Origin of the sequence: Aestuariibius insulae (assembly GCF_040783535.2) — a bacterium.
Lineage (GTDB): Bacteria > Pseudomonadota > Alphaproteobacteria > Rhodobacterales > Rhodobacteraceae > Aestuariibius > Aestuariibius insulae.
Genome location: NZ_JBFONW020000001.1, coordinates 870,372 through 894,602, shown reverse-complemented (window position 1 = coordinate 894,602; position 24,231 = coordinate 870,372). Strand labels below are relative to the sequence as shown.

Here is a 24,231-nt window from a genome sequence, read left to right as displayed (position 1 = left end):
CATGAGAGATCAAAACTTCACGCTCGAAGTCTAACTTCGCGTCAAATTCATCTATAAGCAAACCTGTGAACTGAAGTGCAGTTACTTGTTGAGCGCATTTAATTCCTCAAATCATCCCCGGCACGACCTGATCCGGGGGTCTGTGGCCGTCGTCGAAGGTTTTGATGTTGAGGAGGACTTTCTCGCCCATTTCGGCGCGGCCTTCTTCGGTGGCGGAGCCCATATGGGGGAGGAGGACCACATTGCGTAGCTCTCGCAGGCGGGGGTTGATGTTGGTGCCGCGCTCGTAGACGTCGAGGCCCGCTCCGGCGAGGTCTCCGGTGCGCAGCTGCCGGGTGAGGGCGTTTTCGTCGACGACCTCTCCGCGGGAGGTGTTCACGAGGACGGCGGAGGGCTTCATCAGCTTGAGGCGGCGGGCGTTCATCAGGTGGAAGGTCGAGGGCGTGTGCGGGCAGTTGACCGAGAGCACGTCGACGCGGGAGACCATCTGGTCGAGGCTTTCCCAATAGGTCGCCTCGAGCTCGTCCTCGATCTCGGGGCGCAGGCGGGTGCGGTTATGATAATGGATCTGCATCCCGAAGGCGCGGGCCCGGCGGGCGACGGCGCTGCCGATGCGGCCCATTCCGAGGATGCCGAGACGGCGGCCTCCGACGCGGCCGCCGAGAAAGGCGCCGGGAGACCAGCCGTCCCATTCGCCCTTTTGCATCACGGCGAGGCCCTCGGGGATGCGGCGTGTGACGGCGAGGATCAGCGCCATGGTCATATCAGCGGTGTCCTCGGTCAGCACGCCGGGCGTGTTCGAGACGAGGATGCCGCGCTGGCGGGCGGAGGCGACGTCGATATGGTCGACCCCTGCCCCGTAATTGGCGATGAGCCTTAGCCGATCTCCGGCGGCGGCGAGGACATTGGCGTCGATCGTATCGGTGATCGTGGGGACAAGGACGTCGGCCTGGCGGGCCGCTGCGATCAGCTCGTCGCGAGTCATGGGCGTGTCGTCCGTCCTGAGCTGGGTGTCGAAAAGCTCGGAGAGGCGGGTTTCGACCCGTTCGGGCAACCGTCGCGTGACGACAACAGTGAGGCGCTTGCCGGGCATGGGGCGGTGTCCTTTGCTTGAGACCGGGGACCGTTTCAGGCCATGGTGACGGCAATGGACGGGCGGCACAAGAACCCCCGAATGAGAGCAGTGACCCAGATGATTAGACGGATGATCGCCAGCGCCGTTGCCTTTTGCGTTCTTGCGGGCGCGGTCGCGGCCGAGCGGGGGCCGGTGACGAACCTGCCCTTGCCGCGCTACGTGTCGATGAAGGCGAGCGAGGGCAATGCGCGGCGCGGCCCGTCGCTCAGCCACCGGATCGACTGGGTTTTCGTGCGGCGCGATATGCCGTTGAGGATCACGGCGGAGCATGGCCATTGGCGGCGGGTCGAGGATCGCGAGGGTCAGGGCGGCTGGGTGCACTACTCGCTGCTGTCGGGCGCGCGGACGGTCATTGTCGACGAGCCTGTGATGCTGCGCGCGACCCCCGATGCGGCGGCGCTGGAGACGGCGGAGCTGGAAGCGGGCGTGGTTGCGCGGCTGGGCGATTGCGGCCCCGACTGGTGCCGGGTGCGCGCGGGCGGCTATCGTGGCTGGGCGCCGAAGGGCACGCTCTGGGGTGTGGGGGCGGACGAGATCCGCGAGTAGGATCAAGTAGCTCCCTATCAATGGTTCAGGTCAGGCGGATGATTTGACCGACGGCAATCAGGTCAAGATTATAGATCTCGGGATTGAGTTCTTTCATCTCGTCAATCGAGACACCTGTGACCTGAGCAATTTCGGATAGGGTATCGCCCGAGGCCACTGTCCAGAAAGGGGGACGATCTACCAAGGACGGCTCTCCGCCGCGGGATATCTCTTCGGGCGCTGAAACGGTCTTCGAGTGTTCCTGCCACCAAGGGATGATATCAAAGCAAGGACACGCTTTGGCAGAACCGCTTGTGCGACGTATGAGATCACGATGGCCCATAACGATCACGCTGTCAGGATCACCTGGATAGAGTTCCAGAAATCTTCTCAGACCCTTCGCAAGCGTGTCCATCTGCTTTGGTGTTGCATTATGTTGAGGGCGATTGCTCGCATCAACCCCGCCAACCAGGGATATTCCAAAAGATCGCTCATTCCAGCCCGGCCCGCAATTCCCCACATGCGCACCTGATTTACCGATAGGGCGTGTCAAAGCACCCATGTCGGAGTCGAGCCAGGTCCCGTCTCTCTTGATCAGAGCATTATATCCGCAGCTATTGAAACGTCGTGCCCGATGCATCCGGTCGATATCGGTATCATCGAGATCCTGATCGGGCGGCGTGGCCGTCACATGAACGATCAAATGGTCATAACGTGACAAACGGGAGTCGGGCTGTGAACTCTTTGAAAACATGGCACTCTCGCAAACTAAACATCGATAAAATACATCCTCAGATTTAATCTTTATAAACTAAAAGTAGAAACAATGGAAGATCTGCTCAGATATTGAGGCGGAGATTCTTAAGCCTTCCGGGCGGTGCCCATGTAGATGATCGTCTTGAGCGGCAGGCGCCCGAAGGTGGGGTCGAGCCGTTTGGTGAGGCCCCGGGGGCCGAGGCCGGTGGTGTCTCCGGGCTCAAGGCCAGCCATTTCAAGCGCGGCGGTCAGTTCGGACGGGGTGATGAACATCTCCGGATCGTGGGTGCCCTTGGGCAGGAGGCGCAGAATATCCTCGGCCACGGTGATCACGGCGAGGCGGGAAAGCGGGTTGCGGTTGATCGTGTCGTAGAAGAAGAGGCCGCCGGGTTTGAGGACGCGGTGGACTTCGGCCAGGACCTGGTGGAGGTCCGAGACATGTTCGAGCACGTCGACGCAGGCGACCGCGTCGAAGATGGCGTCGTCATAGGGCAGGTCCTCTCCGACGCCGGTATCGTAGCGGATGTCCTTGCCAGTTTCCTCGGCATGGGCGCGAGCGGCGGCGATCGCCTCCGTCGCGGGGTCGATGCCGGTGACCTTGGCGCCGCGGTCGTGGAGCGCTTCGGCGAGGAACCCTCCGGCGCAGCCCAGATCCAGCACCGTCTTGCCGGGCCAGTCGATGAAGCGGTCGAAATAGGAGAGCCGCCCGGGCACCATGTTCTTGAGCGTGCGCACCCAGCGGATATCATCGGACCACCAGTTGGCGGCGACATCGTCGTAGATCGTCAGATCGTTGCGCTGGCGCTTGGCCATGGGGCGGGTCCTTCTCGCGGGGTTAGGAACAGCCATTGAAATAGAGCGCGGTGGGGTCGCGTCATCTGATGGGCGAGTGTCGCGCGCATTGTCCGGTCTGTGGGACAAATTGGACCTAGCGTGAAACACGCCGCAAGAGAGAGTCATTGATGGACCGTCGCTGCCAGTAGAACTCGGTGCCACTATCTAGTTGTCGTACTTCGAAGCCGATTTTCTCTAGAACTCGCATCAGTTTAGGATTTGGCGTCGAGCAGTTCCTTGCAAGGACAGACCATTCGATTGCAGCAAAATCCCGCTTCAATACCGCTCTTTCAATAGTATTGATCAGCACCGGGAACACCCCTTCACCACCTTGTTCTACAACGGCAATTTCAACAGTAAGCACTTTCCCTGATTTGGAGAACTCAGCGAGAACTTTCGCTTCGCCAACAGAGAATACAATTGGACGCCCAGCGAGAGTGTAGGCGTCCAAATCATCGAGATTCACAATCTCGTCTGGCTTGATGCCATCGATCAAGAGTTCGCGCTTCGACACAATACTTCCTACTATTGGCTTAGGCTATATGAAGCTATGAAGGGTCCAATCTCAATCTACGTTTGGGCTCGAAGCTGCCCTTGGGTCGATACAGAGGCGACGGGTCACAGCAGGCTTTTGTAAAGGTCTTTTACCGCAGACGTCGGTTGCCGGAGGATGAATTTACAAAATTTGTCAAGGAGACCTTTGGGGTACTCCTTTCGTCAGCAGACTGTGTAGGGTCTAGGCAAAGAGGTCGGGCGTCCTTGTGAGGAGCGTGGTGTCCGGTCGGTCTGGCGGGGTGGGGACCAGTGCAGGACAGACAGCATGAGTGCGATTGCAGATGCGGTGCCGGGAACGGCGGCGCCGTTGGTCGTGCCTGCATCCCGGGGCGGCATTGCGGTCCTGGGCGGCGTGCGGGCTCGGCTCGAGAGATTATCGAAGGAGGAGACAGACCATGAGCGAGAATAAAGATCCGCGTGAGTATTGGGCGGCGAATGTGCGGCTTATCCTGATCAGTTTGGTGATCTGGGCGGTGGTGTCGTTCGGGTTCGGGATTGTCCTGCGTCCTTTGTTGGCGGGGATTTCGGTCGGGGGGACCGATCTGGGGTTCTGGTTCGCGCAGCAGGGATCGATCCTGGTCTTTCTGGTTCTGATCTTCTTTTACGCCTGGCGGATGAACAGGCTCGACCGTGAATACGGCGTGGACGAGGAATAGAAGATGGATCAGTTCACACTCAATCTGCTCTTTGTGGGCGCGTCCTTCGCGCTTTATATCGGGATCGCGGTCTGGGCCCGGGCGGGGTCGACCGCGGAGTTTTATGCGGCCGGGCGCGGCGTGCATCCGGTGACCAACGGAATGGCGACGGCGGCGGACTGGATGTCGGCGGCGTCGTTTATCTCGATGGCCGGTCTGATCGCGTTCACCGGCTATGACAACTCGTCCTTCCTGATGGGCTGGACGGGTGGCTATGTGTTGCTGGCGCTGCTTCTGGCGCCGTATTTGCGCAAGTTCGGCAAGTTCACCGTATCCGAATTCATCGGCGACCGGTTCTATTCGCCGACGGCGCGCATGGTGGCGGTGATCTGCCTGCTTGTTGCGTCGATCACCTATGTGATCGGGCAGATGCAGGGGGTGGGGATCGCGTTCGGGCGGTTCCTTGAGATTGACGCCTTTTGGGGACTGCTGATCGGAGCCTGCGTGGTCTTTGCCTATGCGGTCTTCGGCGGCATGAAGGGCGTGACCTATACGCAGGTGGCGCAGTATATCGTGCTGATCACGGCCTATACGATCCCGGCGATCTTTATCTCGCTGCAACTGACCGGCACGCCGATCCCGGCGCTGGGTCTCTTTGGAGAGCATACCGCCTCGGGCGAACCGCTTTTGGCCAAGCTGAACCAGATCGTCACCGATCTGGGCTTTAACGAGTATACGGCGGCACATGGATCGACGATCAACATGGTGCTGTTCACGCTGTCGCTGATGATCGGCACGGCGGGTCTGCCCCATGTCATCATGCGGTTCTTTACCGTCCCGCGCGTGTCGGATGCCCGCTGGTCGGCGGGCTGGACGCTGGTCTTCATCGCGCTGCTTTACCTGACGGCTCCGGCTGTGGGGGCGATGGCGCGGCTGAACATCTCTGAGCTGATGTGGCCCAATGGCACGGAGGGCGAGGCGGTCAGCGTGGAGCAGATCGAGAGCGATCCCGATTATGCCTGGATGGCGACCTGGCAGAAGACCGGCCTTTTGGGCTGGGAGGACAAGAACGGCGATGGCCGGATCCAGTACTACAACGATGCCAATGCCGAGCTTCAGGAACGCGCGGCGGCGAACGGTTGGGAGGGCAATGAGCTGACCAACTTCAACCGCGATATCCTGGTGCTGGCCAATCCCGAGATTGCCTCGCTTCCCGGATGGGTCATCGGTCTGGTGGCGGCGGGCGGTCTGGCGGCGGCCTTGTCGACGGCGGCGGGTCTGCTGCTGGCGATCTCCTCGGCGGTGTCGCACGATCTGCTGAAAGGGCAGCTGACGCCCAACATGTCAGAGAAATCCGAGTTGCTTGCGGCGCGGATCTCGATGGCGGCGGCGATTGTGGTGGCGGTTCTGCTGGGGCTCAATCCGCCCGGCTTTGCGGCGCAAACGGTGGCGCTGGCCTTTGGCCTTGCGGCAGCCTCGATCTTTCCGGCGCTGATGATGGGGATCTTCTCGACCCGCATCAACAATGTCGGCGCGGTCGCGGGGATGCTGGCGGGTCTGGTGACGACGCTGCTTTATATCTTCCTGCATAAGGGCTGGTTCTTTATCCCGGACACCAACACGTTCACGGATGCCAACCCGCTTCTTGGTCCGGTCCAGTCGACCTCGTTCGGCGCAATCGGGGCGGCGGTCAACTTTGCGGTGGCCTTCGTGGTCTCGGGTATGACCAAGGAGACGCCGCAGGAGATCAAGGATCTAGTGGAGAGCGTTCGTGTCCCGCGCGGGGCCGGTACTGCGGTCGATCACTAAGCGTCGTTGAAAATTTGTTCTGCCTGCGTTTGCGCGCGGGCAGGACATCTCGCAATAGAGGCCCGCATCATGCCCCTTCCGGCACATCTGGCCCAATTCCTCGCCTCCGTTCATCCCTATGACAGTCTGCCCGAGGCGGCTTTGGCGGAGCTTGCCGAGGTCTGCGAGGCCGCCGATTTCGGCGCGGGCGAGACGGTTTTCGCCATCGGCGACGCGATCACCGCCCTTTACGTCGTCGTGAGCGGCGAGGTGCAGATCACCGATGAGGCGGGGGTTCAGCTGTCGCTGCTGGGGCCGCGAAATTCCTTTGGGGAGCGCGCTTTGCTCAGGGGGGATGAGGCGAGCCGCGATGCGAAGGTAACGGCGGAGGCGACGTTGATCGTTGTCCCCTCCGAGGCGTTCTTTGCGCTGATTGATGCCCATGCGCCTGTGGCGAAGTTTTTCGACCGGCGCCGCCCGGAGCGGCCTGTCGGGCCGGATCTGGCGACCTTGCCGGTGGAGCGGTTGATGACCCGCGATCCGCTCGTCTGCACGCCCCAGACGCCGATCCGCGCTGCGGCGGGGATGATGCAAGGGCGCCGGATCTCGTCGATCTGCGTAAGCGATGCGGACGGGTTTCACGGGATCGTCACGCTCCGCGATATGAACGGGCGGGTGATCGCGGAGGGCGGCGATCCGGAGGCGCCGGTCCGCGAGATCATGACGGCGGATCCGTTATCCCTGCGCCCGGACGCGCTGGTAACGGATGTGCTGCATTTGATGGTGGAGCGCGGAATCGGGCATATTCCGATCATGGACGGGGAAGCTCTGGTCGGGATCGTCACGCAGACCGATCTGACCCGTGCGCTAGCCATGTCCTCGGCTGATCTGGTGGGCCGCGTGGCCAAGGCGGAGAGCGCCGTGCAGATGGCGCGCGCGACGGCGGATATCCCGCAGCTTTTGGTGCAGCTGGTAGAGACCGGCAATCGTCACGAGGTCGTCACCCGTCTGATCACCGATATTGCCGATACCGCGACACGGCGCCTGTTGGCGCTGGCCGAGGCGGAGCTGGGCGCACCGCCGGTGCCCTATCTTTGGCTCGCCTGCGGCAGTCAGGGACGTCAGGAGCAGACGGGCGTGTCCGATCAGGACAATTGCCTGATCCTGTCCGACGATGCGACAGAGGCGGACATGCCGTATTTCCGGGATCTGGCGCGGTTTGTGAGCGATGGGCTGGATGTCTGCGGATATTTCTATTGTCCCGGCGATATGATGGCGACCAATCCGCGCTGGTGCCAGCCGCTGCGCGTCTGGCGGGAGTATTTCCGGGGATGGATCGAGCGGCCCGATCCCGAGGCGCAGATGCTTGCCTCGGTGATGTTCGATCTGCGCGCTATCGGCGGGGACGAGACACTGGGGGCGGATCTGCAGGCCGAGACGCTGGAGGCGGCATCGGCCAATTCGATCTTTACCGCGCATATGATCTCTAATTCGCTTAAGCATCAGCCGCCCCTGGGGCTGCTTCGGGGACTGGCGACGATCCGATCCGGGGATCAGCGCAACCGGCTGGATCTCAAGCACAGGGGCGTGGTGCCTGTGGTCGATCTGGGGCGGGTCTATGCGCTTCAAGGTCGGCTGACGCCGGTCAACACGCGGGCGCGGCTGGAGGCGGGGATTGCGGCGGGCGTTCTATCAGGCTCGGGCGGGAGCGATCTGCTGGATGCCTATGATCTGATCGCTGCGATGCGGCTGACCCATCAGGCCGCGCAGATCCGGGCGGGGGAAGCGCCGAGCAATTTCCTCGACCCGTCGGATCTGTCGGATTTCGAGCGGAGCCATTTGCGCAATGCCTTCGTGGTAGTCAAGACGATGCAAGCGGCTGCCGGTTCGGGCAAAGGCGCGTTAGGATGAGGCCATGTTCGTAGAGCTTATCGCCACCATCTTTGCCGGCATCGCCTGCGCCGGGGTCTTTCTGGTGCTGAACCGGGCCGTGAACCGCCGCCTGCCGAAATGGGGGATGCCGGTCGCGGCCGGGCTGGGGATGCTGGGGATGACGATTTCGAACGAATACACCTGGTTCGAGCGGACGTCGGAGCGCTTGCCCGAGGGGGTGACGATCGCGATGACCGTGGAGGAGCAGAGCTGGCTGCGCCCGTGGACGCAGGTCTGGCCCTATGCCAAGCGCTTTGTGGCGGTCGATACCGGCACGGCGCGACGCAATGCCAACCTGCCCGAGCAGCTGCTGGCGGATCTGTATTTCTTTGGTCGCTGGTCGCCGGTCAATCAGGCGCCGATGCTGTTTGATTGCGCGGAAGGCCGGTCGGCTTTGTTGATCGACGGGGCGCAATTTGCCAGCGACGGGGCGGTGACCGATGCCAATTGGGAGCGAGTGCCTGAGGGCGATCCGATCCTGAAACTAGTTTGCGAGACCTGACATGTTCGCGCATCTGGGTCTGCGATTGCGCGTCTTCCTCTTCTTCTGTCTCCTGGCGGTTGCCGGGATCGGGCTGGCGGGCGCGGCGCTGGCGCTTGGCTGGTCGCGCGCAGAGGAGGCTTTGCCGACTGCGCCCTTCGTGACGGCCTTTGTGGTTTTTGCACTTTTGAACACGGCGGTCGTGCTGGGCGTCTGGCTGTTGTTCGACGAGAATATCTCAAAGCCGATCAACGCCTTGTCGGCGGGTCTGCGGCTGCGGGCGCATTCGGGTGTCAACGCTCCGATCAGCGCGCATAGCGCGCGCTATCTGGGCGATCTGGCCCCGGCGGCGGAGGCCCTGTCGCAAACCGCGAGCGCCTCGGTGACCGAGACGGCGACCCGCATCGCGCGCGAAACCGAGCGGCTGAAGGTGGACTCCGAGCGGCTGACGGCGGTGCTGACCGAAGCCCCCGTGGCGACGATCCTGCTGAACGCGGCTTTGGAGATCGTCCTTTACGACACGCAGGCCGCCGATGTCATGGCAAGTGTCGCAGTGCCGCGCCTGCGCGCGCCCATCCGCGACTACTTCGACATGGATGATCTGTCGGACGCGATGGAGGGCCTGAGCCAAAGTGCCGACGACAAGCCGATCATGCTGCGCGACGCGAGCGGGGCGCGATCCTTCGAGGCACGGCTGAGGGCGCTGCGCAGCGACGGCTACATGATCTTCATCGACGATCCGACGCCTCGGATCGAACGGGTCGCGCCGCGCCCGCTGGTCTTCGATTTCGATCTGATGACCGCCGCCGAGACCAAGGCGATCAACGACCGGGCGCTGACCGATCTTTGCTTTGTGGCCTTCGATACCGAGACAACGGGCCTGTCCGTCGAAAAGGACGCAATCGTGCAGATCGGCGCGGTTCGGGTGCTAAACGGCCGGATCGTCGAAGGCGAGGTGATGGAGAGCTATGTCAATCCCGGGCGCCCGATCCCGGCCTCCTCTACCCGGATCCACCAGGTCACCGATGCGGACGTGACGGGCGCACCCGATATCAAGGCGGCGGGGCGCGCCTTTCATCATTTCGCGCGCGATGCGGTGCTTGTGGCGCATAACGCGCCCTTCGATATCGGGCTGCTGCGCCGCCATGCCGCCGAGATCGGCGTCGAGTGGGATCATCCGGTGCTGGATACGGTGCTGCTGTCTGCGGTGGTCTTCGGAACGAACGAGGACCATTCGCTCGATGCGCTCTGCGCGCGCCTGTCGGTCGAGATTGCGCCGGAGCGGCGGCATACGGCGCTGGGGGACGCCATGGCCACCGCCGAGGCCGTGACCCGGCTGCTGCCGCTGCTGGAGGGCAAAGGCCTGCGCACATTCGGTGCGCTGCTGGGCGAGACCCGGCGGCACAGCCGTTTGCTGGAGGATCTGAACCCGCCTGCCGCTTAGGCCGCGGTGTCGAGCCCCCTGCCCTTGAGCAGCGCCTCGACCCCTGGCAGGCGGCCTCGGAACTCTGTGTAGAGATCCTCGGCCTCGTCGCTGCCGCCCTGGGACAGGATGTTTGCCTCGAGCGCCTTGGCCATATCGGGATCGAACGGATCGCCCGTCTCCTCGAAGGCGGCGAAGGCGTCGGCATCCATCACCTCGGACCACATGTAGCTGTAATAGCCCGAAGAATAGCCGTCCCCGGCGAAGACATGGGCGAAATGCGGGGTGGCGTGACGCATGGGGATGGCGTGCGGCAGGCCGATCTCTTCGAGGATCTGCGCCTGACGCTGCATCGGATCGGCGGGCGGTTCGCGGTCGTGAAAGCCCAAATCGACGAGGGCGGAGGCGAGATATTCGACCGTCTGGAAGCCCATATCATAGGTCGAGGCGTCGAGGAGGCGTTTGAGCAGATCCTCGGGCATCGGCTCGCCCGTCGAGGCATGGACCGCGTGCTTTTGCAGGATCTCGGGGACCTCCAGCCAATGCTCGTAAAGCTGGGAGGGCAGTTCGACGAAATCGCGGGCAACGGAGGTGCCGGACATGCTTTCATAGGTCACGTTCGACAGGATGTGATGCAGCGCGTGGCCAAATTCGTGGAACAAGGTGCGCGCATCATCGAAGGAGAGCAGCGCCGGATCGCCCTTCGCGAAGTTGCAGACATTGACGACGGTCGGACGGATCTCGGCCGTGAAGGTCTGCTGATCGCGGATCGTGCTGCACCAGGCGCCCGAGCGCTTGGACGGGCGGGCGAAGTAGTCGCCGATGAAAAGCGCCATATGCTGCCCGTTCCGAGTCACGTTCCAGGCCCGGCAATCAGGGTGATAAAGCGGCACATCGACCGGCTCGAATTCCAGGCCGAAGAGCCGGTTCGCGCAGTCAAAGACCGCCTCGATCATGTTATCGAGCTGAAGATAGGGCTTGATCTCGGCCTCATCGAGATCATGTTCCGCAGCGCGGCGCTTTTCGGAATAGTAGCGCCAATCCCACGGCTCGAGCGGGCCGTCGAAGCCGTCGGCATGGAGCCGTTTGGTCAGCCGGTCCTCATCGGCGAGGGCCTGCGCCTTGGCCGGGCGCCAGACTTGCATCAGCAGATCGCGCACGGCCTGCGGGGTGCCTGCCATTTCGGTCTCGAGCTTGTAATCGGCGAACGTGTCATAGCCCAAAAGCTGCGCCCGCTCGTGCCTCAGCTGGAGGATCTCGGCGGCGATGGCGCGGTTGTCGGTCGCTCCGCCATTGGCCCCGCGCGAGGTCCAGGCCCGCCAGGCGGTTTCGCGCAGGTCACGGCGGTCGGAAAACTGCAGGAACGGCACGATCAGGGAGCGGGAAAGGGTGATGACCGGGCCGTGCTCCCCTCCAGCGGCGCGGGCGGCGCTGCGAACGAAATCGGGCAGGCCCGTCATCTGATCCTCGTTGAGCGGCAGGCTCCAACCCCGTTCATCGGCCAGCAGATTCTGGGTGAACTGGGTGCCGAGCGTGGCCAGGCGGCTCTTGATCTCCTTGAGCCGGTCAGACGCCTCGCCCTCCAGCTGCGCGCCCGCGCGGACGAAGCCGCGCCGCGTCAGATAAAGCAGGCGCTGCTGCTCCTCGGTCAGATCGAGCGTCTCCCGCTCCTGCCAGAGCGTCTCGATCCGCTGGAACAGGGCGCGGTTCGAGGTGATGGCCGAATAATGGGCCGACAGTTTCGGGGAGAATTCCCGCTGCAACGCCTCTCGCGCCGGATTGCTGTCGGCGGAGGCAACGGCATAAAACGCCGACAGCGCCTTATCGAGCGTCTCGCCAGCCCTTTCGAGCGCCTCGACGGTATTTGCAAAGGTCGGCGGCTCCGGGCTCTCAGCGATCGCCTGGATCTCTGCCATGCTGTCGCTCAGGCCCTGATCCACGGCGGGGGCGAAGTCGCTGTCATCGATCCGGTCGAAAGGCGGCAGATCGAACGGCGTCTCCCAGGCGGCGAGAAGAGGGTTGGTCATCGCAGGTCTCCTTTGCTCTTCAGGTAGAGTGCCCGCGCCCAGCTTTCCAGCGGATCAGCTTCATCTGGCCGAAAATACTCCCCGCGGAGCGTCCCGCCCCTACCGCTGATCCCGCCGCCTGAGGTGATGCTCCAACCGGCGCAGCAGGATCGACAGCGTGATCGTCAGCGTCAGATAGATCAGGGCCACGATATTGTAGGTCTCGAAATAGCGGAAGTTCCCCGCCGCTGTCACCTTGCCCAGCTGCGTGACATCCAGAACGCCCAGCACCGAGACAAGCGAGCTGTCCTTGATCATCGCCACGAAATCGTTGCCCAGAGGCGGCAGGATCGTGCGGATCGCCTGCGGAAAGACGATATGGCGAAAGCGCTGGCGTCCGTTCAAGCCCAGCGCCTCGGCGGCTTCGATCTGCCCCTTGTCGATCGATTGCAGGCCCGCCCGAAACACCTCGGCCAGAAAGGCGGAATAGCCGATGGTCAGCGCGATGGTGGCTCGCCATAGCAATGAGAAATCCCGGGATCGGATCGGATCGAGACCGAGCGCCTCGCGCAGCCCGTTCCAAAGCGCGACGAGCGCGGGGGCAAAGACGAAGGCCACGTAGAGCAGAAGGACAAGGATGGGGATGCCGCGGACGATCTCCACGTAAAACCGTGCCAGCTGCCGAAGAACGAGGGAGCGCGACAGCAAGGCGATGGCAAGACAAAGCCCGAGGATCGAGGCAAGGCTGAAGCCGACCGCGGTCACGAACAGGGTGACCTGAACGCCCTTGAGCAGCGTGGCAAAGATCTGCGCCGAGAGCGGATCGGACGCGACGCGCCAGCAGGCGAGGACGCCAAGCGCGATGATGGCAAGAAGCCACCACGGAAAGTCAGGCTTGGCGGTGCGGCCGGGCATCAAATTTTTCTAGAAAAATTTGCCACGTCAAAATCTTCCAGAAGATTTTGAGACAAGATTTTTCGTCGAAAAATCTTACTCGCCCAGCGTGTAGTCCAGAAACCACTTCTTGTTCAGCGCATCGAGCGTGCCGTCCTCGCGCATGGCGGCGATGGCGGCATTCATCGGCTCCACCAGATCGGATCCCTTGGGAAAGATGAAGCCGAAATCCTCGGTCCCAAGCGTCTCGCCCACGATCTTGAGTGCGCCGTCCGAGGCCGCGACATAGCCGTTGCCTGCCGTCCCATCGGTCAGGACAAGATCCACGTCGCCTGTGCGCAGGGCCTGAACCCCAGCGCCGAAGGTTTCGAACAGCCGGATACGCGGATTCTGCTCGTTTCCGTCCAGAACGTCGTAGACCCCGACATAGAACGGCGTTGTGCCCGGCTGGGCGGCCATCAGCAGATCCTCGTCGGCGGCAAAACCCGCTGCATCCGAAAAGCGGTCTTCGTCGCCGCGCACCAGCATTACCATCTCGGAGCGCATATAGGGATCGGAGAAGTCCACGACCTCGGCCCGGTCCTCGCGGATCGTGATGCCGGTCATGCCCATGTCGTATTGACCTTCGGCCACCGCCGGGATCATCGCGTCCCAGGAGATGTTCTCGTAGTCGATCTGGACGTTCAGACGCTCTGCGATCTCGGCCATGGCGTCATATTCCCAGCCGATGGCATCGCCCGATCCGGGTTCGATGAATTGCAGCGGCGGGTAGGCGTTTTCGGTCACGACGGTGATCGTCCGGCCTTCCAGATCCGGCAGCTCTCCTTGAGCAAGGACGGGGGTGGTCATCAGCGCGAGGGCGGCGAGGGTCTGGCGGATCATGGGGGCTCTCCGGGGTGGTTTGGGTGGGGCAGAGTATGAAGGCCCGCGCGGCGGGTGCAAGCCTCAGCCGCCGCAGACCGGGCAATCGGGGCGGCGTTTGACGGCGATGGTGCGGGTCTCGCCCCAAAGCGCATCGTAAAGCAGCATCTGGCCGCGCAAAGGCTTGCCCGCACCGGTCAGGATCTTGATCGCCTCGACCGCCATCATCGTGCCCAGAACGCCGGGCAAAGGGCTAAGCACGCCCGCCTCCGCGCAGGTGGGCACGAGTGCTGGATCGGGGCGTTCGGGGAAAACACAGGCATAGCAGGGCGCGCCATTGGCCGGATCGTAGACGCTGATCTGGCCTTCCCATTGGGTGAGCGCGGCGCCAATCAGGGGCTTGCCCTGGGCGACGGCCACGCGATTGGCCAGCTCGCGGGTTTCAAAATCGTCTGTGCCGTCGAGGATCAGATCGTAGTCGTCGAAGAGGTCGGCGGCGATCTCTTCGGTGAGGCGGCGATTGTAGGGGCGCACGCTGATAAACGGGTTCTGGGCGGCCATCGTATCGGCGGCGGAGAAGACCTTGGGCGTTCCGATCGAGGCATCCCGATGGATCGTCTGGCGCTGCAGGTTCGTGTTTTCGACGATATCATCATCGACGATCCCGATCTGGCCCACGCCTGTGGCCGCCAGATATTGCAGCGCCGGAGAGCCCAGCCCGCCTGCACCGATCATCAGGACCCGGGCCTTTTTGAGCGAGAGCTGGCCCGGCCCGCCGATCTCGCGCAGGGTGATGTGGCGGGCATAGCGCTGCAATTCGAGATCGGAGAACGGACCTTCGGGGACCGGCGCGGGCACACGCGGATCGGGGAGCGTTTCGGTCTGGTTCGCCCGGCTGCGGACGGATCTGAGCCAGCCGCGATAGAGATAGACAAGCCCTCCGAAGGCCAGGAGCAGCAGCCAGAGGGCCGGAGAGCTGCCGGTGCCCTCGCGCAAGGGATGGCCGTCGGGCAGCGCGATCTGGATTGCGAGAACGCAGACCAGCAGGAGACCGATCATCGTCCAGCGCGCCTGTTTCGGTGTGCCCATGATCGCGCCGATGCCCCAAAGCGTGGCGGCCATGACGAGAACGACGATCATGTCGTGCCCGTGGAGCCGAAGCCGCCTGAGCCGCGCGGCGTGTCGTCAAGGCTCGCCGAGACCACGAAAGAGGCGCGCAAGACCGGGGCGAGGACCATCTGGGCGATGCGCAGCCCGTGTTCGATGGAAAAGGCCTCGGCGCCGAGGTTCATGACGATCACCCCGAGCGGGCCGCGATAGTCGCTGTCTATGGTTCCGGGGGCGTTGGGCAGGATCAGGCCGTGGCGCAAGGCGAGACCGGAGCGCGGACGGATCTGGATCTCGTGACCCTCAGGGATTGCGAGGCGCAGGCCGGTGGGGATCAGGGCACGTTCGCCGGGACCGAGCGCGATACCGGTCCTGCGCGACGCTTCGGGCAGGTTGGCGCGCAGATCGGCGCCCGCCGCGCCATCCGTCTGGTAGGCGGGTAACGGCAGGCTTTGGTCGGCCTCATCGGTCCAGGCGAGGGTGATCTGGGTCATGGAAGCGGATCTAGCGCCGGGTGCGCCGCTGTCACTTCAGCGCCTCGATGATCCGGGCGGCAAGCTGGGCGGCGACCTGACGCTTGCTCATGCGGGGCCATGGATCGGCACCTGCTTCGGAGATGAGGGTGATCTGGTTTTCGCTGCCGCCCATGATGCCGGTTTCGGCGGAGACGTCGTTGGCGAGGATCCAGTCGCAGCCCTTGCGCTGCCTTTTGGCGGTGGCATGCGCCTCGACATCCTGAGTTTCGGCGGCGAAGCCGATGACGAGGACGGGGCGGTTTTTGTGTTTGGAGATCTGCGCCAAAATGTCTGAATTTTGCAATAAGGTTATTTTTGGCGCGTCAGAGCCGCTTTTTTTGATCTTTTGATTGGAGGTCTCGTCGACTTTGTAGTCGGCCACCGCCGCAGCGAAGATCGCGACATCGGCGGGCAACGCATTCTTGGTCGCGTCGAGCATCTGGTCGGCGGTTTCGACCTCGATCACCTGCACGCCTTGCGGGCGGGGGGCCGTGGCGGGACCGGTGATGAAGGTGACGGAGGCGCCCTGCCCGGCCAAAGCCTCGGCGATGGCGGTGCCCTGCTGGCCGGAAGAGCGGTTGGCGATATAGCGCACCGGATCGATCGGCTCGTGCGTCGGGCCGGAGGTGATGAGGATATGGCGCCCCTTGAGCGGGCCATCCGAGAGGGCGGTGTCGATGGCGTCCGCGATCTCGTCCGGTTCGGACATGCGGCCGGGGCCGAATTCGCCGCAGGCCATGGCACCCTCGTTGGGACCGGCGACGAGGATGCGGTCCGCGCGGAGGGTTTCAAGGTTGCGCCGGGTGGCGGGGTGGTCCCACATGCGGACATTCATGGCGGGGGCGATGAGGACGTGCTTGTCGGTGGCCATCAGGAGCGTCGAGGCGAGATCGTCCGCATGGCCGTTTGCCATCTTGGCCATCAGATCGGCGGTGGCGGGGGCGACGACGACGAGATCGGCGGCGCGGGACAATTCGATATGGCCCATCTCGGCCTCGTCGGTGAGATCGAAGAGGTCGGTATAGACCTTGGACTGCGCGAGGGCCGAGACGCTGAGCGGGGTGACGAACTGGGCGCCGGCACGAGTCAGGACGGGAGTGACGCGCGCGCCCGCCTTGGTGAGCTGCCGGATCAGATCGAGCGATTTGTAGGCCGCGATCCCGCCGCCGATAATCAGAAGAATATGCTTGCCGCCCAGCATCGCGCGCCCCTTGTCGTTCGGTTCAGGGATAGGATGTCCGGCGGCAGGCGTCCATGGGGCTTACCGGAAGGCGTCGCAGGGATCGCCCCGGACGGGCGCGGGGGCGTCGATGAACAGATCGAAGGTGCCGGATAGCGCCGCGTCCCCCTCGGTCTGGCCGATGGAGAGGACGGCGGTGTTCGGGGAGGCTTTGGCCAGCGCGGCGGGCACGCCCCAGTCGGTGCGGGCATGGCCGTTGCCAGTGATGAGAACGACCGGCGAGCCGTGTCTGAGCAAGGCGTCAAGCGTGGCGGCAGCGAAGACCACGTCGCGCTGGCGTTGGATGTCGACCATCATCGGGAGCTGTTCAGGGGGGAGCATGTCGCAATGCGCTTCGGCCTGGAGCGCCTCGCGGGCCTGCTGCTGATCGGCGGGGAGCGGGTCGCCATAGCCGAAATGGCCCGCATCTTCAGGCAAGGCGGTCATCAGAACGCCGCTCGGGGTCTGCGTCCAGTCGCGGGGGCCGGTGCCGACGATGGCAGCCTGCGGCGCGGCGGCCATGATGGGCGCGTAGAAGGCGATGTCGGGCCAGCCGCTGTCATCCCAATCGAGGAGCGGACCGAGCGTTTCGGCGTCGCGCGAGATTTCGGGCGTGATGCGGGCGGCTTGATCGTCGCTGAGCATTTCAAAGACGATGGCCGAGGGGGCGATTGCATCCACAAGCGCGGCCTGGATCCGGTGGTGATCGGGATTGTCGTGAAATTCGCCGATGATGACGATATCCGCCGTCTGCGCGGCCTCTATCGCCTGAACGAGATCGGCCTCTTCCGCCATGGCGAGGCCAGCCAGGCAAAAGAGGCCGATGAGCGCGCTACATCCGGGGAGGGACCCAAAGGGAGCGGTTGATCTGGTTCGTCCGGTCACGCGAAGAAGTGATGAACCTCTCGCGACTGACCCTCGAGATTCTTGCGCATCTTGCCGAAGGCAGCCGCCTCGAGCTGGCGCACCCGCTCTTTCGAAAGACCCAGCTCGTTGCCGAGGCTTTCGAGCGTGCGGGGATCGTCGCGCAGTTTGCGCTCGCGGACGATGAACTGTTCCCGGTCGTTAAGCGCGGAGAGCGCGCTGACGAGCCAGTTGCGCAGGCATTCGGTATCATGGCTATGCTCGACATTCTCGGCGGCCTGCTGGCTGTCATCCTCGAGCGCGTCGATCCATTCGCGGCCCTCATCCTCGGTCGATTGGGTGGCGTTGAGCGAATAATCGGAGCCGGAGAGGCGCCCTTCCATCATCTCGACATCATGGAGCGGCACGCCGACCTCGGTCGCGATGAGCTGGCGCATCTGGTGGCGATCCAGCGCCTCGCCAGAGGATGCCGCTTCACGCTCGAGACGGGCCTGAACGCGGCGCATGTTGAAGAAGAGCGATTTCTGTGAGGAGGTCGATCCGGTGCGGACCATGGACCAGTTGCGCATCACGTAATCCTGGATGGAGGCTTTGATCCACCAGACGGCATAGGTCGAAAAGCGCACGCCGCGGTCGGGGTCGAATTTGTCGGCCGCCTTCATGAGGCCGAGCGAGGCCTCCTGAATGAGGTCGTTCATTGGGGCGCCGTACCGCTTGAACTTGGCGGCCATCGAAATGGCGAGGCGCATATAAGCGGTGATCAGGCGGTGAAGCGACTTTTCACAACGCTCGTCGCGCCAGGCATAGGCGAGGCGCAGTTCGGTTTCTGCATCCAGAAGCTCTGCCTTCATGGCACGGCGGGATAGGGATTGATCGTAGGTTCCATCGAATGCCATGGGCTTTTCCTCACTCTGACAGACGTATCGCTTCTGGGACTTGCGATACACTCATGCTACGACGGTCAAACTCGGCTGGATCAATAAAGTTGCGTGGATGACGTTGCAAAAGTTCACATTGGTCCTAGGCGGCGCGGCATCGGGCAAGTCTGTGTTCGCGGAGCGCCTTGTCGAAGCCTCGGAAAAACAAGGGGTCTACGTCGCGACTGCCCAATTTATAGACGCCGAGCTGGACGCGAGAATTTCCGATCACAAAATGCGGCGCAACCAGCGGTGGAGGACAGTCGAGGCTCCTGTCGCGCTGGCTGAAGCCATCGCCGGGGCACCGGAGGAGGCCGCGGTGTTGGTCGATTGCGCGACGCTGTGGCTGACCAATCTGATACTCGCCGAGGCGGATCACGAGGCGGCGGGGGACGCCGTGCTGAAGGCGATGGATGCGCGCGCCGGACCAGTGGTAATCGTCAGCAACGATGTGAGCGGCGGGATCGTGCCCGAGACCGCGCTGGGACGCCGGTTCCAGCGGGCGCAGGGCGGGCTGAACCAGAGGCTCGCAGCGCGGGCGGATCTGGTGGTGATGGTGACGGCCGGGTTGCCTCAAGTGCTGAAGGGCGAGTTGTCATGAGCCGTCTGTGGCTGGTGCGGCACGGGCCGACCCATGCCAAGACGATGATAGGCTGGACCGACCGGGCGGCCGATCTGAGCGATGACGCGGCTCTTGGGCGGCTGAGCGCGGCACTGCCCGAGACAGCGCAGGTCATATCCTCCGATCTGAGCCGTGCGGTGGCGACGGCGGACCGGATCGGAGGGGAGCGGTCGCGCAGGGCACATCGAGACGGGTTGAGAGAGATCCATTTCGGCGATTGGGAGGATCGCAGCTTTGCCGAGATCGACGCGGAGGCCCCGGATCAGATCCGGGCCTTTTGGGAGGTGCCCGGTGCAGTGCGCGCGCCCGGCGGCGAAAGCTGGGACGATTTGGCGGCACGGGTGACGGCGGCGGTGGATGAGGAGATGGCGCAGGAAGCGGAGGATCTGGTGGTCGTCTGTCATTTCGGGGCGATCCTGACGCAGGTTCAGCGGGCGCTGGATCTGAGCGCCCAGGCAGCGTTTCGGATGAAGATCGATCCGCTTTCGGTCACGTTGCTGGAGCAGCACGGCTCTGATTGGTCCGTGGGTTTCGTGAACCGGCTGCCCTGACCCATCACGAAACGCGATGAGGCGGCACACGATCTTTCGTTTGAGCCGTCCCGGTCCTCCGCGCAGGATCGGGGCATGACCTATCATCTTATTCTGGGCGACCGCGCCTATTCGAGCTGGTCCCTGCGGGCCTGGCTGCTTGTCGATCGTTGGGACATCGATGCCGACATCTCCTACGTTTCCTTCCTGAGCCGCGATGTGGAGGCGCAGCTGGAGCGCGCTACCCCGTCCCGGACGGTGCCGACGCTTGTTCTGGCGGACGGAACGCCGGTCTGGGATTCGCTCGCCGTGGCGGAGACGCTAGCCGAGGCGCATCCGTCGATCTGGCCGGAAGACGCCCCTGCCCGGGCGGTCGCGCGGTCGCTGGCCGCGGAGATGCATTCGGGGTTCGGCGCGCTGCGCGAGGTCTGCCCGATGAACCTCCGGGTGGCCTATCAGGATTGGGATCCGGGCGATGGCGTGGCCGCCGATCTGCGGCGGCTTGAGCGGATCTGGGATTATGCTTTGGACCGGTTCGGGGGGCCGTGGCTTTGCGGGGAATATAGCGCCGCGGATGCCTTCTATACGCCTGTCGCGGCGCGGATCGCGGGCTATGGGCTGAACGTGTCAGAGAGCGCGGCGGCCTATGTCCGTGCGCATCTGGAGGAGCCGTCGTTCCGGGCCTGGCGCGCGCTGGCGCTGACCGAGGGGCCGGATCTGCCGTGGTATGCTCGGAGCTATCCGCAGGCGGACTGGCCCGGCTGATCGGGCTGGCCTCTCTTGATCCTGGGGGCGTTTACCATTCCTAAACCCTCTTCGCGCTAGGCCGTTAACCAACAAGGAACGGAGGGCGCGGGATGACCGCTTTGGCCTATACGGTGGCCTTTGAAGGGGTCGAAGCGCGCCTCGTCGAGGTACAATGCGCGGTCACGCCGGGCATGCCGGCCTTCTCGATCGTGGGCCTGCCCAACAAGGCGGTGAGCGAGGCCAAGGAGCGGGTGCGCGCTGCGATGACGGCGATGAACCTCGCGCTGCCCGCCAAGCGGATCACGGTGAACCTCTCTCCAGCGGATCTGCCCAAGGACGGCTCGCATTTCGACCTGCCAATTGCTTTGGCGCTTTTGGCTGCGATCGACGTTCTGCCGCGCGAGGACGTGGCGGGCGCGGTGGCCTTGGGAGAGCTGTCGCTCGACGGGTCGCTGGTGCCGGTGATCGGCGCGTTGCCCGCCGCGATGGCCGCCGCAGAGGAGGACCGGATGCTGCTGTGTCCGAGTGCCTGCGGCCCCGAGGCCGCCTGGGTCGGGGCCTGTGCGGTGATCGGAGCAGGATCATTGGGCGAGGTTGTGCGGCATTTCACGGGGCAACAGGTTTTATCTCCGGCGGAGCCTGGGGAGGTCACGCTGGAGCGCAATGGCCCCTGCCTGCGCGATGTCAAAGGGCAGGAACGGGCCAAGCGGGCGCTGGAGATCGCGGCGGCGGGGCGCCACCATGCGCTGCTGATCGGAACGCCGGGATCGGGCAAATCGATGATGGCCAAGCGGCTGCCGGGGATCCTGCCGCCGCTGACGGCCGCGGAGGCGCTGGAGACGTCGATGGTCCATTCGCTGTCGGGGCTGCTGGATGAAGGCGGGATCAGCCGGGCACGGCCCTTTCGCGATCCGCATCACACGGCCTCGCAGGCAGCGATCATCGGCGGCGGGCGCGGTGCGAAACCCGGCGAGATCAGCCTGGCCCATAACGGGGTGCTGTTCCTCGACGAGCTTCCGGAATTCCCCCGGCAGGTGCTGGAGACGCTGCGCCAGCCGATCGAGACCGGGGAGGTGATGGTGGCGCGGGCCAATGCGCATATCCACTATCCCTGCCGGTTCATGCTGGTGGCTGCCGCCAATCCCTGCCGCTGCGGTTATCTGAGCGATCCGGCGCGGGCCTGCGCAAGGGTGCCGGGCTGCGGGGAAGATTATATGGGCAAGATCTCGGGGCCGCTGATGGATCGGTTCGATCTGAGGGTGGACGTGCCGCCGGTGGCCTTTGCCGATCTGGATTTGCCGGATGATGGGGATCCGTCGGAGGTGATCGCGGCACGGGTCGCGACGGCGCGGGACGTGCAGGCGGCGCGGTATGGCGGACTGGACGGGGTTCGCGTGAACGCGGATCTGGAAGGGACCGCTTTGGAGGAGATGGCGACGCCCGATGCGGACGGGCGCGCGCTTCTCTCGACGGTGGCCGAGCGGTTTGGTCTGTCGGCGCGGGGCTATCACCGGGTGCTGCGGGTGGCGCGGACGATTGCGGATCTTGCGGGCTCAGAGGACGTGCGAAGGCCCCATGTGGCCGAGGCAGTGAGCTATCGCGTCAGCTCTGCCGTGCCGTGAGGCGGCGGTCGATCGCGTCCCAGATCTGGCCTGCGATATTGACGTTGTCGAAGTGTTCCAGCTCTTGGATGCCGGTGGGAGAGGTCACGTTGATCTCCGTCAGGTAGTCGCCGATCACGTCGATGCCGACGAAGACCTGACCCTTTTCCTTGAGCAGCGGGCCAATGGCCGCGCAGATCTCGCGGTCGCGGTCTGTGAGGCCCGAGGGCTCGGGGCGGCCGCCGACATGCATGTTCGAGCGGGTCTCGCCCGAGGCGGGGACGCGGTTGATGGCGCCGACAGGATCTCCATCGACGAGGATGATGCGCTTGTCGCCCTGGCTGACATCGGGGAGGAACTGTTGGGCGATCAGCGGCTCGGAATTAAGGCCGCAGAACAGCTCGTGGAGGGAGGCGAGGTTGCTGTCGCCCTTGGCCAGCTTGAAGACCCCCGCCCCGCCATTGCCGTAGAGCGGTTTGAGGATCATGTCACCGTGGCGCTCGCGAAAGCGGCGCAGGGTCGCTAGATCGCGGGCGATAGTGGTAGCCGGAATGAGGTCCGGGAAGTCGAGGACGAGCAGCTTTTCAGGGTAGTTGCGCACCCAGAACGGGTCGTTGACGACGAGGGTGTCTTGACGGATGCGGTCCAACAGGTGGGTTGTCGTAATATATCCCATGTCGAAGGGCGGATCCTGGCGCAGCCAGACAACGTCGAATTCAGTCAGGGCGCGATGCTGGGCCTCGCCGAAGCTGACATGGTTTCCGCGCTCGCGGCGCAGCGTGGTGGGCCGCCCGGTTGCGGTGATTTCGCCCTCCTCGAAGGCGAGCGCATCGGGGGTATAGGTAAAGATCTCATGGCCGCGCGCCTGCGCCTCTTCGGCCAGACGGAAGCTGCTGTCAGCGTCGATATCGACCGCCTCGATCGGATCCATCTGGAAGGCGATTTTGAGGGGCATTTCGGGCATCTCCATCCGGGACCGGGTTCGGCCCTTAGATGGCGCAGCCAAATGCCGCTGGCAATGGTCTAGGCCGCTTCACCGAAGGCGTTTTCGAGGATCCGGACATCGCCAATGCCATCGACGAGCGCCACGTCGAACCGCATCTCGGTCAGCAGGCCGCGCGGCTCGCCGCCAGCAAATTCACTGGCGGTGGCGCAAATCCGTTCCATCTGTTTCGCGCCGACCCGGGCGATGGCGCTGTCGAAACTGCGGCTTTTCTTGACCTCGACAAAGATCAGACCGTCTTCGGCCGGATCGCGGAGGATCAGGTCGATCTCGCCGATGCTGCCGCGCCAACGGCGCGCGGCAATTTCGCAGCCGCGCCGACGATAGCGGTCCACGACCGTTTCTTCGGCTGTGACCCCTGCCTCGTAAGACGTTTTGCCCCGATGCGCCTTTTGCGTTTTCATTCGTCTTTCTCCATTCTAAGGGCGGCTTGATACACCTCCCGCCGGGGCAATCCGTAGCTTCCCGCGACCAGCGTGGCCGCATCCTTGACGCGCAGCGTCTTCATCGCGTCCTTCAGCGCCGCCTCGATCTCTGCCGGGTCGGCTGCCGCATGTCGGGGGCGGTCGATCAGGACAACGACCTCTCCCTTGACGGAGCGATCCGCGAATTGGCGGACCAGATCGTCCAGAGATCCGCGCGCGACCTCTTCGAACTTTTTCGTCAGCTCCCGGCAGATTGCGGCTTGCCGGTCTGCCCCCAGAGCATCGCGCGCATCCGTTAACATATCGTTTAGCCGCTTGGGGCTTTCGTAAAAGACCAGCGTTCCGGGGATCGGCGACAGCTCTGTCAGGGCCGCGTGCCGCGCCGTTTTGGTGTTCGGCAGGAAACCTGCGAAGAAAAACCGGTCGGTGGGAAGGCCTCCGACGGTGAGTGCCGCCAGAACGGCGGAGGGGCCGGGGACCGAGATCACCGGCAAGTCCTCTTCGGCGGCGGCGCGGGCCAAGGCGAAGCCGGGATCGGCGATCAGGGGCGTTCCGGCCTCGGACATGTAGGCGACAGCCCGGCCTGCCGCGATCTCGGAGAGCAGGCGCTGGCGCACCGCGTCGGTGCTATGGTCGTGATAGGCGACCAGCGGGCGGTCGCCCAGCGGGATGCCGTGAATGTCCATCAGCTTGCGGCTCGTCCGGGTGTCTTCAGAGGCGATGACATGGGCCGTGGCCAGCACGTCGAGGGCGCGCAGGGTGATGTCGCGGGCGGTTCCGATGGGGGTCGCCACGAGGTAGAGCCCGGCGGAGAGTGGCCTGGTGCCGTAATTCATGACTCGACCGATGGCCCCTC

At 64.0% G+C, this 24,231-nt stretch carries 26 protein-coding genes; 11 read left to right on the top strand and 15 right to left on the bottom strand.

The window, feature by feature from the left end:
• Positions 1-106: 106 nt before the first annotated feature.
• A complete protein-coding gene (locus AAD018_RS04295; protein ID WP_367313357.1) occupies positions 107-1,093 on the bottom strand; it encodes a 2-hydroxyacid dehydrogenase in 987 nt (328 codons plus the stop codon).
• 99 nt (positions 1,094-1,192) lie between these two features.
• Here AAD018_RS04295 and AAD018_RS04290 point away from each other — a divergent pair, with 99 nt between their 5' ends.
• A complete protein-coding gene (locus AAD018_RS04290) occupies positions 1,193-1,681 on the top strand; it encodes an SH3 domain-containing protein (protein WP_412005201.1) in 489 nt (162 codons plus the stop codon).
• A 25-nt stretch (positions 1,682-1,706) separates the two neighbouring features.
• Here the strand turns inward: AAD018_RS04290 and AAD018_RS04285 are convergent, their stop codons facing one another.
• From AAD018_RS04285 to AAD018_RS04275, 3 genes are all read right to left on the bottom strand, one after another.
• The gene (locus AAD018_RS04285) at positions 1,707-2,414 is read right to left on the bottom strand and encodes an N-acetylmuramoyl-L-alanine amidase (protein WP_367313358.1); all 708 of its coding nucleotides are present in this window, start codon (positions 2,412-2,414) and stop codon (positions 1,707-1,709) included.
• Between the two features lie 107 nt (positions 2,415-2,521).
• Positions 2,522-3,229, bottom strand: coding sequence for a bifunctional 2-polyprenyl-6-hydroxyphenol methylase/3-demethylubiquinol 3-O-methyltransferase UbiG (ubiG, locus tag AAD018_RS04280; protein ID WP_367313359.1), 708 nt, complete (start codon positions 3,227-3,229; stop codon positions 2,522-2,524).
• 115 nt (positions 3,230-3,344) lie between these two features.
• The gene (locus tag AAD018_RS04275) at positions 3,345-3,764 is read right to left on the bottom strand and encodes a hypothetical protein (protein WP_367313360.1); all 420 of its coding nucleotides are present in this window, start codon (positions 3,762-3,764) and stop codon (positions 3,345-3,347) included.
• A gap of 306 nt (positions 3,765-4,070) precedes the next feature.
• Here AAD018_RS04275 and AAD018_RS04270 point away from each other — a divergent pair, with 306 nt between their 5' ends.
• From AAD018_RS04270 to AAD018_RS04245, 6 genes are all read left to right on the top strand, one after another.
• Entirely contained in the window at positions 4,071-4,214 is a 144-nt protein-coding gene (locus tag AAD018_RS04270; RefSeq protein ID WP_367313361.1) for a hypothetical protein, read from the top strand.
• Positions 4,201-4,461, top strand: a complete 261-nt coding sequence (locus AAD018_RS04265) for a DUF4212 domain-containing protein (RefSeq protein ID WP_367313362.1) — start codon at positions 4,201-4,203, stop codon at positions 4,459-4,461. Before AAD018_RS04270 ends, AAD018_RS04265 begins: the two co-directional genes overlap by 14 nt.
• A gap of 3 nt (positions 4,462-4,464) precedes the next feature.
• Complete coding sequence (locus AAD018_RS04260) at positions 4,465-6,249, top strand: sodium:solute symporter family protein (RefSeq protein WP_367313363.1); 1,785 nt, start codon at positions 4,465-4,467, stop codon at positions 6,247-6,249.
• 69 nt (positions 6,250-6,318) lie between these two features.
• Complete coding sequence (locus tag AAD018_RS04255; RefSeq protein ID WP_367313364.1) at positions 6,319-8,139, top strand: DUF294 nucleotidyltransferase-like domain-containing protein; 1,821 nt, start codon at positions 6,319-6,321, stop codon at positions 8,137-8,139.
• Positions 8,140-8,143: 4 nt separating this feature from the next.
• Entirely contained in the window at positions 8,144-8,662 is a 519-nt protein-coding gene (locus AAD018_RS04250; RefSeq protein ID WP_367313365.1) for a hypothetical protein, read from the top strand.
• A gap of 1 nt (position 8,663) precedes the next feature.
• The gene (locus tag AAD018_RS04245; RefSeq protein WP_367313366.1) at positions 8,664-10,085 is read left to right on the top strand and encodes a 3'-5' exonuclease; all 1,422 of its coding nucleotides are present in this window, start codon (positions 8,664-8,666) and stop codon (positions 10,083-10,085) included.
• Here AAD018_RS04245 and AAD018_RS04240 read toward each other — a convergent pair.
• The 8 genes from AAD018_RS04240 to AAD018_RS04205 all read right to left on the bottom strand — a co-directional run bounded on the left by AAD018_RS04240 (position 10,082) and on the right by AAD018_RS04205 (position 18,426).
• Positions 10,082-12,091, bottom strand: coding sequence for a M3 family metallopeptidase (locus AAD018_RS04240; RefSeq protein WP_367313367.1), 2,010 nt, complete (start codon positions 12,089-12,091; stop codon positions 10,082-10,084). The two genes, AAD018_RS04245 and AAD018_RS04240, sit on opposite strands and share 4 nt — an antisense overlap.
• Positions 12,092-12,190: 99 nt before the next feature.
• Positions 12,191-12,985, bottom strand: a complete 795-nt coding sequence (locus tag AAD018_RS04235; RefSeq protein ID WP_367313368.1) for an amino acid ABC transporter permease — start codon at positions 12,983-12,985, stop codon at positions 12,191-12,193.
• A gap of 75 nt (positions 12,986-13,060) precedes the next feature.
• On the bottom strand, positions 13,061-13,846 hold the full coding sequence (locus AAD018_RS04230; RefSeq protein ID WP_367313369.1) for a transporter substrate-binding domain-containing protein: 786 nt from the start codon (positions 13,844-13,846) through the stop codon (positions 13,061-13,063).
• A gap of 63 nt (positions 13,847-13,909) precedes the next feature.
• Entirely contained in the window at positions 13,910-14,965 is a 1,056-nt protein-coding gene (locus tag AAD018_RS04225) for a HesA/MoeB/ThiF family protein (protein ID WP_367313370.1), read from the bottom strand.
• Complete coding sequence (gene dut / locus AAD018_RS04220; RefSeq protein ID WP_367313371.1) at positions 14,962-15,426, bottom strand: dUTP diphosphatase; 465 nt, start codon at positions 15,424-15,426, stop codon at positions 14,962-14,964. Before dut ends, AAD018_RS04225 begins: the two co-directional genes overlap by 4 nt.
• 31 nt (positions 15,427-15,457) lie before the next feature.
• Positions 15,458-16,648, bottom strand: a complete 1,191-nt coding sequence (gene coaBC / locus AAD018_RS04215; protein WP_367313372.1) for a bifunctional phosphopantothenoylcysteine decarboxylase/phosphopantothenate--cysteine ligase CoaBC — start codon at positions 16,646-16,648, stop codon at positions 15,458-15,460.
• 60 nt (positions 16,649-16,708) lie between these two features.
• A complete protein-coding gene (locus AAD018_RS04210) occupies positions 16,709-17,461 on the bottom strand; it encodes a ChaN family lipoprotein (protein WP_367313373.1) in 753 nt (250 codons plus the stop codon).
• Between the two features lie 86 nt (positions 17,462-17,547).
• A complete protein-coding gene (locus AAD018_RS04205; RefSeq protein ID WP_367313374.1) occupies positions 17,548-18,426 on the bottom strand; it encodes an RNA polymerase factor sigma-32 in 879 nt (292 codons plus the stop codon).
• Positions 18,427-18,523: 97 nt separating this feature from the next.
• On the opposite strand from AAD018_RS04205, the gene cobU reads away from it, so the two are divergent.
• The 4 genes from cobU to AAD018_RS04185 all read left to right on the top strand — a co-directional run bounded on the left by cobU (position 18,524) and on the right by AAD018_RS04185 (position 21,968).
• Complete coding sequence (gene cobU / locus AAD018_RS04200) at positions 18,524-19,048, top strand: bifunctional adenosylcobinamide kinase/adenosylcobinamide-phosphate guanylyltransferase (protein WP_367313375.1); 525 nt, start codon at positions 18,524-18,526, stop codon at positions 19,046-19,048.
• Positions 19,045-19,620, top strand: coding sequence for a histidine phosphatase family protein (locus tag AAD018_RS04195; RefSeq protein WP_367313376.1), 576 nt, complete (start codon positions 19,045-19,047; stop codon positions 19,618-19,620). The genes cobU and AAD018_RS04195 overlap by 4 nt, the downstream gene beginning before the upstream one ends.
• A gap of 75 nt (positions 19,621-19,695) precedes the next feature.
• On the top strand, positions 19,696-20,364 hold the full coding sequence (locus AAD018_RS04190; RefSeq protein WP_367313377.1) for a glutathione S-transferase: 669 nt from the start codon (positions 19,696-19,698) through the stop codon (positions 20,362-20,364).
• 92 nt (positions 20,365-20,456) lie between these two features.
• Positions 20,457-21,968 carry a YifB family Mg chelatase-like AAA ATPase gene (locus AAD018_RS04185; RefSeq protein WP_367313378.1) on the top strand — a complete coding sequence of 504 codons (1,512 nt, stop codon included), beginning with the start codon at positions 20,457-20,459 and terminating at the stop codon, positions 21,966-21,968.
• Here the strand turns inward: AAD018_RS04185 and gshB are convergent.
• From gshB to rsmI, 3 genes are all read right to left on the bottom strand, one after another.
• On the bottom strand, positions 21,949-22,902 hold the full coding sequence (gene gshB, locus AAD018_RS04180; RefSeq protein ID WP_367313379.1) for a glutathione synthase: 954 nt from the start codon (positions 22,900-22,902) through the stop codon (positions 21,949-21,951). The two genes, AAD018_RS04185 and gshB, sit on opposite strands and share 20 nt — an antisense overlap.
• Before the next feature lie 68 nt (positions 22,903-22,970).
• Positions 22,971-23,354, bottom strand: coding sequence for a YraN family protein (locus AAD018_RS04175; RefSeq protein WP_367313380.1), 384 nt, complete (start codon positions 23,352-23,354; stop codon positions 22,971-22,973).
• The gene (rsmI, locus tag AAD018_RS04170) at positions 23,351-24,211 is read right to left on the bottom strand and encodes a 16S rRNA (cytidine(1402)-2'-O)-methyltransferase (protein WP_367313381.1); all 861 of its coding nucleotides are present in this window, start codon (positions 24,209-24,211) and stop codon (positions 23,351-23,353) included. The genes AAD018_RS04175 and rsmI overlap by 4 nt, the downstream gene beginning before the upstream one ends.
• Between the last annotated feature and the right edge of the window lie 20 nt (positions 24,212-24,231).

Bases quoted from the DNA above. Each gene is read 5' to 3' on its own strand.
- AAD018_RS04295 (WP_367313357.1), bottom strand. From the start codon at position 1,093: ATGCCCGGCAAGCGCCTCACTGTTGTCGTCACGCGACGGTTGCCCGAA.
- AAD018_RS04290 (WP_412005201.1), top strand. From the start codon at position 1,193: ATGATTAGACGGATGATCGCCAGCGCCGTTGCCTTTTGCGTTCTTGCG.
- AAD018_RS04285 (WP_367313358.1), bottom strand. From the start codon at position 2,414: ATGTTTTCAAAGAGTTCACAGCCCGACTCCCGTTTGTCACGTTATGAC.
- ubiG (WP_367313359.1), bottom strand. From the start codon at position 3,229: ATGGCCAAGCGCCAGCGCAACGATCTGACGATCTACGACGATGTCGCC.
- AAD018_RS04270 (WP_367313361.1), top strand. From the start codon at position 4,071: ATGAGTGCGATTGCAGATGCGGTGCCGGGAACGGCGGCGCCGTTGGTC.
- AAD018_RS04265 (WP_367313362.1), top strand. From the start codon at position 4,201: ATGAGCGAGAATAAAGATCCGCGTGAGTATTGGGCGGCGAATGTGCGG.
- AAD018_RS04260 (WP_367313363.1), top strand. From the start codon at position 4,465: ATGGATCAGTTCACACTCAATCTGCTCTTTGTGGGCGCGTCCTTCGCG.
- AAD018_RS04255 (WP_367313364.1), top strand. From the start codon at position 6,319: ATGCCCCTTCCGGCACATCTGGCCCAATTCCTCGCCTCCGTTCATCCC.
- AAD018_RS04250 (WP_367313365.1), top strand. From the start codon at position 8,144: ATGTTCGTAGAGCTTATCGCCACCATCTTTGCCGGCATCGCCTGCGCC.
- AAD018_RS04245 (WP_367313366.1), top strand. From the start codon at position 8,664: ATGTTCGCGCATCTGGGTCTGCGATTGCGCGTCTTCCTCTTCTTCTGT.
- AAD018_RS04240 (WP_367313367.1), bottom strand. From the start codon at position 12,091: ATGACCAACCCTCTTCTCGCCGCCTGGGAGACGCCGTTCGATCTGCCG.
- AAD018_RS04235 (WP_367313368.1), bottom strand. From the start codon at position 12,985: ATGCCCGGCCGCACCGCCAAGCCTGACTTTCCGTGGTGGCTTCTTGCC.
- AAD018_RS04230 (WP_367313369.1), bottom strand. From the start codon at position 13,846: ATGATCCGCCAGACCCTCGCCGCCCTCGCGCTGATGACCACCCCCGTC.
- AAD018_RS04225 (WP_367313370.1), bottom strand. From the start codon at position 14,965: ATGATCGTCGTTCTCGTCATGGCCGCCACGCTTTGGGGCATCGGCGCG.
- dut (WP_367313371.1), bottom strand. From the start codon at position 15,426: ATGACCCAGATCACCCTCGCCTGGACCGATGAGGCCGACCAAAGCCTG.
- coaBC (WP_367313372.1), bottom strand. From the start codon at position 16,648: ATGCTGGGCGGCAAGCATATTCTTCTGATTATCGGCGGCGGGATCGCG.
- AAD018_RS04210 (WP_367313373.1), bottom strand. From the start codon at position 17,461: ATGGCGGAAGAGGCCGATCTCGTTCAGGCGATAGAGGCCGCGCAGACG.
- AAD018_RS04205 (WP_367313374.1), bottom strand. From the start codon at position 18,426: ATGGCATTCGATGGAACCTACGATCAATCCCTATCCCGCCGTGCCATG.
- cobU (WP_367313375.1), top strand. From the start codon at position 18,524: ATGACGTTGCAAAAGTTCACATTGGTCCTAGGCGGCGCGGCATCGGGC.
- AAD018_RS04195 (WP_367313376.1), top strand. From the start codon at position 19,045: ATGAGCCGTCTGTGGCTGGTGCGGCACGGGCCGACCCATGCCAAGACG.
- AAD018_RS04190 (WP_367313377.1), top strand. From the start codon at position 19,696: ATGACCTATCATCTTATTCTGGGCGACCGCGCCTATTCGAGCTGGTCC.
- AAD018_RS04185 (WP_367313378.1), top strand. From the start codon at position 20,457: ATGACCGCTTTGGCCTATACGGTGGCCTTTGAAGGGGTCGAAGCGCGC.
- gshB (WP_367313379.1), bottom strand. From the start codon at position 22,902: ATGCCCCTCAAAATCGCCTTCCAGATGGATCCGATCGAGGCGGTCGAT.
- AAD018_RS04175 (WP_367313380.1), bottom strand. From the start codon at position 23,354: ATGAAAACGCAAAAGGCGCATCGGGGCAAAACGTCTTACGAGGCAGGG.
- rsmI (WP_367313381.1), bottom strand. From the start codon at position 24,211: ATGAATTACGGCACCAGGCCACTCTCCGCCGGGCTCTACCTCGTGGCG.